The organism is Arthrospira sp. PCC 8006 (genome assembly GCF_046480465.1).
Classification (GTDB): domain Bacteria; phylum Cyanobacteriota; class Cyanobacteriia; order Cyanobacteriales; family Microcoleaceae; genus Limnospira; species Limnospira platensis.
In genome coordinates, this window is the sequence record NZ_PKGG01000352.1 from 1 (window position 1) to 3,417 (window position 3,417).

Here is a 3,417-nt window from a genome sequence, read left to right on the forward strand (position 1 = left end):
AACACCGGTCAGGGAGATATTGGTGGCTTCAGTAAATCCCCCACTGCCATCGTTGAGATACACTAGGCTGATGAAGTTATCGCTACTATCGASRCCCGTGAGCAGGATGTCGATATCGCCGTCGCCATTGAAGTCTGCTGTGGCTACTGAACTAARGTAAACACCGGTCAGGGAGATATTGGTGGCTTCAGTAAATCCCCCACTGCCATCGTTGAGATACACTAGGCTGATGAAGTTATCGCTACTATCGACACCCGTGAGCAGGATGTCGATATCGCCGTCGCCATTGAAGTCTGCTGTGGCTACKGAACTAAAGTAAACACCGGTCAGGGAGATATTGGTGGCTTCGTTAAATCCCCCACTGCGATCGTTGAGATACACTCGGCTGATGGAACCTGAATCACTGACGCCCGTGAGCAGGATGTCGATATGGCCGTCGCCATTCAAGTCTGCTGTGGCTACGGAACTATAGCCAACACCGGTCAGGGAGATATTGGTATTGAGGCTGAAGTCTAAGATGTTAGTCAGTTCATCTACGGTGATGCTGTCACCAATTATTGTCCCTAGGTTATCTCCTGTGTGGTCGGTGCTGTCTTCGTCAATTGCTGTTAGGGTAAACTCCGTTTGACTGAGAATTGGTGCTTGTTTGACCGGGTTGATGGTGATGGTGATGGTGGCGGTGGCAGTCTCGCCACTATAAGCCGTGGTGCCACCATTGATGCTAACGTCGGCCGTAGTCCCCCGTAACAGTCCATCTGATTGGTCCCAGGCGCGGAAGTTGTAAGTGGCTTCTCCTCTGTAGTCGGGGTTAGGGACAAAGCGGACTTGGCTGCTGCTGTCCAGAAGTAGGGCGTTGGTTTCGCTAACTGTTGGGAAGTCTACCCAAGTCGCGCCGCCGTCCGTGCTGTATTGCCAGGTGCCGTTGCTGCTGTCGGCCTCATAGATGGCTTTGCCTGGTGGGACTTCTATTGGGTCATTGGTGTAGACTTGGCTGATGGGACTAAAGTCACTATCAAATCCGGTGAGCAGGATGTCGATATCGCCGTCGCCATTGAAGTCTGCTGTGGCTACCGAACTAGCGGCCACACCGATCAGGGAGATATTGGTGGCCTCGGTAAATCCCCCACTGCCATCGTTGAGATACACTTGGCTGATGAAGCCTGAATCACTATCTTCGCCGGTGAGCAGGATGTCGATATCGCCGTCGCCATTGAAGTCCCCTGTGGCTACCGAACTAAAGTCAACACCGGTCAGGGAGATATTAGTGGCCTCAGTAAATCCCCCACTGCCATCGTTGAGATACACTCGGCTGATGCGGTTATTGCTACTATCTAGGCCCGTGAGCAGGATGTCGATATGGCCGTCGCCATTGAAGTCTGCTGTGGCTACCGAACCATTGTAAACACCGGTCAGGGAGATATTRGTGGCTTCGGTAAATYCCCCACTGCCATCGTTGAGATACACTCGGCTGATGRAGTTATCGCYACTATCTTGGCCGGTGAGCAGGATGTCGATATAGCCGTCGCCATTCAAGTCTGCTGTGGCTACCGAACTAGCGGCMACACCGRTCAGGGAGATATTGGTRGCCTCGGTAAATCCCCCACTGCCATCGTTGAGATACACTTGGCTGATGAAGCCTGARTCACTATCTTCGCCGGTGAGCARGATGTCGATATCGCCGTCGCCATTGAAGTCCCCTGTGGCTACCGAACTATAGCCAACACCGGTTAGGGAGATATTGGTGGCTTCAGTAAATCCCCCACTGCCATCGTTGAGATACACTCGGCTGATGGGGTTATTGCCACTATCGCGGCCGGTGAGCAGGATGTCGATATCGCCGTCGCCATTGAAGTCCCCTGTGGCTACCGAACTATAGCCAACACCGGTCAGGGAGATATTGGTAGCCTGGGTAAATCTCCCACTGCGATCGTTGAGATACACTTGGCTGATGGGACCCGAATCACTCTGGCCCGTGAGCAGGATGTCGATATGCCCGTCGCCATTGAAGTCTGCTGTGGCTACCGAACTAAAGTAAACACCGGTCAGGGAGATATTGGTATTGAGGCTGAAGTCTAAGATGTTAGTCGGTTCATCTACGGTGATGCTGTCACCAATTATTGTCCCTAGGTTATCTCCTGTGTGGTCGGTGGTGCCTTGGTTAACTGCTGTTAGGGTAAACTCCGTTTGACTGAGAATTGGTGCTTGTTTGACCGGGTTGATGGTGATGGTGGCGGTGGCCGTCTCGCCACTATAGGCCGTGGTGCCGCCATTGGTGCTAACGTCGGCCGTAGTCCCCACTGACAGTCGATCTGATTGGTCCCAGGCGCGGAAGTTGTAAGTGGCTTCTCCTCTGTAGTCGGGGTTCGGGACAAACCGGACTTGGCTGCTGCCGTCCAGGAGCAGGGCGTTGGTTTCGCTAACTACTGGGAAGTCTACCCAAGTCGCGCCGCCGTCCGTGCTGTATTGCCAGGTGCCGTTGCTGCTGTGGGCCTCATAGATGGCTTTGGCTGGTGAGGCAAATACAGTGTCATTGTTGTAGACTCGGCTGATGGGGTTATTGCTACTATCGACGCCCGTGAGCAGGATGTCGATATCGCCGTCGCCATTGAAGTCTGCTGTGGCTACCGAACTATAGCGAACACCGGTCAGGGAGATATTGGTGGCTTCGGTAAATCCCCCACTGCCATCGTTGAGATACACTCGGCTGATGGGTTGAAAGCTACTATCCATGCCCGTGAGCAGGATGTCGATATGGCCGTCGCCATTSAAGTCTGCTGTGGCTACGGAACTATCGTCAACAMCGGTCAGGGAGATATTGGTGGCYTCGGTAAATCCCCCACTGCCATCGTTGAGATACACTCGGCTGATGGGCTCAAAGTCACTATCACGGCCCGTGAGCAGGATGTCGATATGGCCGTAGCCATTGAAGTCTGCTGTGGCTACCGGACCATTGTAAACACCGGTCAGGGAGATATTGGTGGCCTCGGTAAATCCCCCACTGCCATCGTTGAGATACACTCGGCTGATGGGCTCAAAGTCACTATCACGGACCGTGATCAGGATGTCGATATGGCCGTCGCCATTCAAGTCTGCTGTTCCTACCGAACTCTGGTAAACACCGGTCAGGGAGATATTGGTGGCTTCGGTAAATCCCCCACTGCCATCGTTGAGATACACTCGGCTGATGGAGCCTGAATCACTGTCGCCCGTGAGCAGGATGTCGATATGGCCGTCGCCATTCAAGTCTGCTGTGGCTACGGAACTATAGCCAACACCGGTCAGGGAGATATTGGTGGCCTCGGTAAATCCCCCACTGCCATCGTTGAGATACACTCGGCTGATGAAGTTATCGCTACTATCTTGGCCGGTGAGCAGGATGTCGATATGGCCGTCGCCATTSAAGTCTGCTGTGGCTAC

Annotated in this window: 1 protein-coding gene and 1 pseudogene; both read right to left on the reverse strand. The window is 53.5% G+C overall.

What is annotated here, in order from left to right; translation table 11 throughout:
* Window positions 1-3,243: beta strand repeat-containing protein (locus tag B9T16_RS27045; RefSeq protein WP_410246215.1), on the reverse strand; the 3,243-nt coding region annotated here is incomplete at its 3' end.
* Window positions 3,244-3,273: 30 nt separating this feature from the next.
* A pseudogene (locus B9T16_RS27050) lies at window positions 3,274-3,384 on the reverse strand (hypothetical protein); the annotation flags it as partial.
* Window positions 3,385-3,417: the final 33 nt, after the last annotated feature.